The 5,454-nt window shown below is 46.5% G+C and carries 6 protein-coding genes, 1 tRNA gene and 2 pseudogenes; 5 read left to right on the top strand and 4 right to left on the bottom strand.

Going from position 1 to position 5,454, the window contains the following annotated elements:
- From F6J94_RS29430 to F6J94_RS29420, 3 genes and pseudogenes are all read right to left on the bottom strand, one after another.
- Positions 1–310: pseudogene (locus F6J94_RS29430) on the bottom strand (hypothetical protein); the annotation flags it as partial.
- Between the two features lie 46 nt (positions 311–356).
- Positions 357–941 carry a biopolymer transporter ExbD gene (locus F6J94_RS29425; protein WP_293023180.1) on the bottom strand — a complete coding sequence of 195 codons (585 nt, stop codon included), beginning with the start codon at positions 939–941 and terminating at the stop codon, positions 357–359.
- Positions 942–986: 45 nt separating this feature from the next.
- Positions 987–1,595: pseudogene (locus F6J94_RS29420) on the bottom strand (MotA/TolQ/ExbB proton channel family protein); the annotation flags it as partial.
- A 381-nt stretch (positions 1,596–1,976) separates the two neighbouring features.
- Here F6J94_RS29420 and F6J94_RS29415 point away from each other — a divergent pair.
- Positions 1,977–2,141: a hypothetical protein gene (locus tag F6J94_RS29415; protein WP_293046825.1), complete on the top strand. Its 165-nt coding sequence runs from the start codon at positions 1,977–1,979 to the stop codon at positions 2,139–2,141.
- Between the two features lie 323 nt (positions 2,142–2,464).
- The gene (locus F6J94_RS29410) at positions 2,465–2,761 is read left to right on the top strand and encodes a YkvA family protein (RefSeq protein WP_075897075.1); all 297 of its coding nucleotides are present in this window, start codon (positions 2,465–2,467) and stop codon (positions 2,759–2,761) included.
- Between the two features lie 257 nt (positions 2,762–3,018).
- On the opposite strand, the gene F6J94_RS29405 is transcribed toward F6J94_RS29410, so the two are convergent.
- Positions 3,019–3,091 (bottom strand) — tRNA-His (locus F6J94_RS29405).
- Between the two features lie 249 nt (positions 3,092–3,340).
- On the opposite strand from F6J94_RS29405, the gene F6J94_RS29400 reads away from it, so the two are divergent.
- The 3 genes from F6J94_RS29400 to F6J94_RS29390 form a co-directional block, all read left to right on the top strand.
- The gene (locus tag F6J94_RS29400; RefSeq protein ID WP_293023185.1) at positions 3,341–3,727 is read left to right on the top strand and encodes a DUF4359 domain-containing protein; all 387 of its coding nucleotides are present in this window, start codon (positions 3,341–3,343) and stop codon (positions 3,725–3,727) included.
- Positions 3,728–3,740: 13 nt separating this feature from the next.
- A complete protein-coding gene (locus tag F6J94_RS29395; RefSeq protein WP_293046823.1) occupies positions 3,741–4,610 on the top strand; it encodes a sugar kinase in 870 nt (289 codons plus the stop codon).
- A gap of 86 nt (positions 4,611–4,696) precedes the next feature.
- Positions 4,697–5,454 (top strand): alpha/beta fold hydrolase (locus F6J94_RS29390; RefSeq protein WP_293046821.1); only part of this gene is annotated, 758 nt, incomplete at its 3' end.

Raw genomic sequence — 5,454 nt, 5'->3', positions numbered from 1 at the left:
GGGAGATAGGGGGATAGGGAGATAGGGGGATAGGGAGATAGGGAGATAGGGGGATAGGGGGATAGGGAGATAGGGGGATAGGGAGATAGGGAGATAGGGGGATAAACCAAAATTTCCTTTCTTGATGCAGTCGCTCATGGGGGTTCCCCCCACTCGCGCTTTGCATCAAGACAATGACTAACAATTCGTGATTCGGATATGAGGGGATGTTTCGATAAATAGGCGCGAAAATCCTGACTATTTGCCTAAAATTCTCCCCATCTCCCCATCTCCCCATCTCCCCATTTCCCCACTCTCCCCATCTCCCCATCTCCCCATCTCCCCATCTCCCCATCTCCCCACACTTACCAACAACCTTATTTATTTCCAGGCAAGAACTTTAATATGTCATTAAGAGCATCAGAGGAGTTGTTTCCAGGGGAGTTAAACTTAGGGACACCTGTTCCCGATGGCAGGGAAGGAATAAAGTCAATGGATTGACCTGAGGATCCCGGTAGAGTAGCTAGGGCTACGCGATCGCCTCCCACTTGTCGTAGCACATCCAATACCTGAACGACCTCGTTGTAACTAGCCTCCTTGGCAGCATAAAGAGCCATCAACCCATAAGGATTGGTTTGACGATATGCCTGCAGTTTCTTTTTGAACTGCTCTTGGGTTACCACTGGCTCCTGTTCAACGTAGAGTTGACCAAATTCATTAAGGCTAACCATTAAGATTTCCCGTCCTTGAGCCTTAGCAGTACTTGCCTTAGGCAAATCCACGCTCAGGGCTTGCTGGCGAGATAAAGTAACAGCTGCCAAAATGAAAAAGGTCAGAATACAAAAAATCACATCAATCAGGGGAACAATCTCAACCCGAACCTCTTCCGGCGAGCTATCCATTCGCAGTCTTAGAGGACGGACTGCCATGGGGGAAGGAGCTGAATCCTTTTTTTTCGTCATAAATTTTTCCTGTGACTAAGAGCTTTCTTCTTGTTGTAACCAATCTTGTCGATAAAGCAATTCCAACTCGCTTCCAGCTTTGCGGAACACTTTAACTTGGTTAAACCAAAAAGCCTGAAATAGTCGATAGAAAGCCAGACTGATAATCGCCACAATCAAACCTGTAGCTGTGCTAATCAGTGATTCTCCAATCCCCTGAGTCACCCCATCGGTGGAAGCTGTGCCAAGGTCACTAATGCGAATGGAACCCAATGAGTTAATCAAGCCCAACACTGTACCAAGTAATCCCAACAGTGGTGCTAGAGCAATCACAGCTTCCAGGAGTTTGTCTCCCCGTCGCATAGCAGCTAATTCATCATCCGCAGCCGACTCTAGAGCCAGTCGGAATACTTCTGGGTCAGGATTATTCAGTCGTAAAGGAGCATACAAATATCTACCGATGGGTTGTCGGCGTGACTCTAGGGCAATCTGTCTAGCAACATGCCAGCTACCAGCTGCTGCCTCTAGAACACGATTAACAATTATGCCTTCCCTCAACGCTATAGTTGCCCAAAACCAGATCCGTTCAAAGATTGTACCCATAGTCAGGATCGATAGAGCCAACAGAGGCCACATGGCGATCCCACCTTTTGCAATAAGTTCGACAATATCCACGACTTGCCCTTACTTCCAAATAACTCAGTGGTCTATCAATCTTCTATTGATTTTCAACCACTTGCCAAGAAACTGATCCTATTCTCCACGAGTTAACTGATTAGGTCAGGAAATTTACACTTGGACTTTAGCATATCCGGTACAGAGTGTCTTAGGTAGTGCGGGGAGTGTGGGGAGATAGGGAGATAGGGAGATGGGGAGATGGGGACCCACCCCTAACCCCTCCCAGGAGGGGAATGGGGAGATGGGGACCCACCCCTAACCCCTCCCAGGAGGGGAATGGGGAGATGGGGAGATGGGGAGATAGGGAAGAATTTCATTTCCATGGGGCTAAGGTCTGATCACGATAAGCAAATTCGATATTAGGTAAAGCCTCAATTTTTGGTTTCATGGTGGAATGGGCATCTTGCCCGTTTCATGGTGGAATGGGCATCTTGCCCGTTTCATGGTGGAATGGGCATCTTGCCCGTTTCATGGTGGAATGGGCATCTTGCCCGTTTCATGGTGGAATGGGCATCTTGCCCGTTTCAACTGCCTAAATTCTAGTAAAAACTCTAATCAAACGGGTGGTTATCCCCATAGTCGGTTTCTGGAAGAATCTGGCACTATAAATAGTAGCTATAGAGTATTGAGCCATTGTTTGGTACATCAGAGCCGGAGAGTTCCCCAGTCCGGTCTATAGGAAAAACCCCTTTTGTGGTTGCTTCTAATTGGAAGAAATCTTAACAAGTGTGGCCCTTGGGGATAACGAGTTTGGCTGGTCTCGGCTTATGAGCATTTAAAACCAGTCGTTTAAACCATTAGTTGGAGGTGTGGCTTTCCTACCCACGCAACTTGGTATGGGATGAGGTATTCAGCCGCAAATTTTGATGAACAATCCAATTCAATCTTTTTACAACTGGTATCGCAACACTATCCGCCATTCTAAGTATCGCTGGTGGATCATCTTGGGAACCCTAGTTTACTTTCTTAGCCCCATTGATATTTCCCCAGACTTTATTCCCATCATTGGGCAAATTGATGATATCGCAGTTATAACCCTGCTCGTTTCAGAGCTGTCTCAGTGGCTAATTGACTTTGCCAAAGCCCGCCAAAGCGAAAAGATTGCCAATGACTCTCAAGACCCTGAAGTCAAGACTGTGGATGTAGACTCTATTGGTGTCTAGTTAAGCGTCTTGAGAGGATTTAGGCAGAAGTGATTATGTGAATCTACTTCTGCATTTTTTTTGCATTGCTGAATCTTCGCGCTGAATAGGAGTAGAGTGGGCATTCTGCCCGCCCGGAAATGAAACGGGCAAGATGCCCATTCCACAGCCGGCTCCCCGTTCTACCAAGATGCCGGAAAGTTGAAACAGCCAAGATGCCCATTCCACCAATATGCCAGGAAGGATACGGGCAAGATGCCCATTCCACGGACTTTTAGGGCGAACGACGGGACTCGAACCCGCGAGTGGTGGAACCACAATCCACTGCCTTAACCACTTGGCTACGCTCGCCATAATCTTACCGTTGTTTATTATAGCATCTTATTTGTTGGTTTATCAACAATCTATAAAATTTTGATGGTAATTACTCAGTCAGTCAGGAATGAATAGAGTCCTGAGGTTTGCTGACCATGGCGGCAATTGTCTTGCCCTGAGGGATTTCCATCAAACATGCAAGACGTTACCACCATTTTGCAGTTAACCTGGAACTCGAAGGCTTGATAGGCATCGTAATATATAATATATCGTTAAAAAATTCAGATGAAGATTTCACAGGTTGTCACCGCTTTTGGAACTATAGTACTTGCGGTGGTGGGAGGCTCAATGGTGGTGACCAATCCTGGACAAGCTACCTATGAAGATTATGCGGTTGAGCAACTGAGCAAGTATCTAAAAGAAGAAGTTTGTCCCCAAGCACCGGAAACCCTAGGCAGTTTCCTGCGCCGTCAGTGTACCATACTGGTGGATACAGGACGACCCCAAATTAAGCAAGTTGTTGCCCAGACCACAAAGCGAGAAAATTTTTTGCTCTTTAGTATTTACCGCACTGACCTGGATGTTAGTACGCTGATCCCTTCATACTCCTTTGAAACTGTAGGGATCTGTCAACAATTTTACCTCTACAAGGCTGATGAAAAATCATACTAAGGGTAGTTGTTAGATGGCGAGCACTGGTCTTTTTGTGGGGATGGTTACCTTAGACCTGGTATACCTCAGCACCAACCTACCAAGCAGCAATGAAAAAATAACTGCTTCTGACTATACAGTAGCGGCTGGGGGACCAGCAACGAATGCAGCAGTAACGTTTAGCTATCTAGGGAATATAGCTAAAATTCTCGGTTTGGTGGGAATTAATCCGATTACTCAGCTAATTCGCAGCGATTTGACCAGTCATGGCGTAATCATCGCCGACCTTGACCCAGCTAACCCCCAACCACCACCAGTATCTTCTATCATTGTTACGGAATCCACAGGCGATCGCGCAGTTATTTCGATTAATGCTACTAAAATCCAAGCCAGCAGTACACAAATACCTCAGGATTTAGACTTGATGGTGGATGTGGTGCTCATTGATGGTCATCAGATGGTGGTTAGTAATGCGATCGCAAAATTTGCCAAAACTCATCATATCCCTGTAGTCATGGATGGCGGTAGCTGGAAGCCAGGATTTGAAACAATTTTGCCCTATGTTGATTACGCCATTTGCTCAGCCAATTTCTATCCACCAGGGTGCTCTGACCTTGAAGACGTGATGGCTTATCTCCTAGACGCTGGGATTCCTCACATTGCCATTACCCAAGGAGAAAAAGCAATTCAGTATCGTAGCTTAGGAGTGTCCGGTGAAGTAACCGTACCCCAGATTCAACCAGTAGATACCTTAGGAGCTGGGGATGTGTTTCACGGTGCCTTCTGTCACTATATTCTACAGAAAGAGTTTACTGATGCCCTAGCCGCAGCAGCAAAGGTAGCTTCCAATTCCTGTCAGTTTTTTGGCACTCGTCGGTGGATGGAAAAAGATATCGAAAATTAGAGCAACAAATGTTTGTCTGCCCACACCAATGGAGAACTAGAAGGGCTTATAGTCCGATGTGTAATCACAAATAGGCAGGAAACCTGATGCAAGACTACCAAGCTCCCTGGTACCTAAGAAATGGCTTATTTCAAAGTATTGCTACCACTTACTGGTACGGCACGACCTGGAGTTGGTGGGGGGAAAGAGTACCTTGGCTTTCCCATTTGCCCCTGATGCCCTGGCAGGAACACATATTTACTGGTGCGGATCAGGTACCGTTGCGCGGATTGTGGAGTTGTCCTGACAATGCCAAAGGTACCCTGATTGTTAACTATGCCCTTACAGGGGATGTCGATAATGGTTGGTATAGTCGTACCCTTGCTCGTAAAGCCTACAGCAATGGTTGGGCAGTGTTAATTTATGATTGGCGCAGTAACGGACGCAGTGCACAACTATCCCCAGTCCCATCTTCTGACGGTTGGCGAGAAGGGGAAGATCAGTTGCAGCTAGCCATGCAATTAGTAAAGATGGGTTGCCCAGAACCTGTCGGTTTGGTGGGCTTTTCCATGGGGGGACAGTTGGCATTGTGGGGACTTAAGGCAGCAGTTGAAAACAATTGTTCTCTGGTCAGGTTTGGAGCAGTTTTGGCTCCTAATCTGGAATCGAATCGCTCCATAGATTATTTGCTATCTACGCCAATCGGACGCTTGATCGAAAAGAAGTTCACTCATAAACTCAGGAAAATATCTCAACAACGGTTAGAAAACTTTCCTGAGGCTGTCAAACCTGGTGTAGTGGAGTGCATTAACTCAATGCGGAGCTTTGACCACTATATGGTGATTGATTACTACGGGTTTGCTAA

Origin of the sequence: Moorena sp. SIO1F2, from assembly GCF_010672755.1 — a bacterium.
Lineage (GTDB): Bacteria > Cyanobacteriota > Cyanobacteriia > Cyanobacteriales > Coleofasciculaceae > Moorena.
This window is presented reverse-complemented; position numbering and strand designations above follow the sequence as displayed.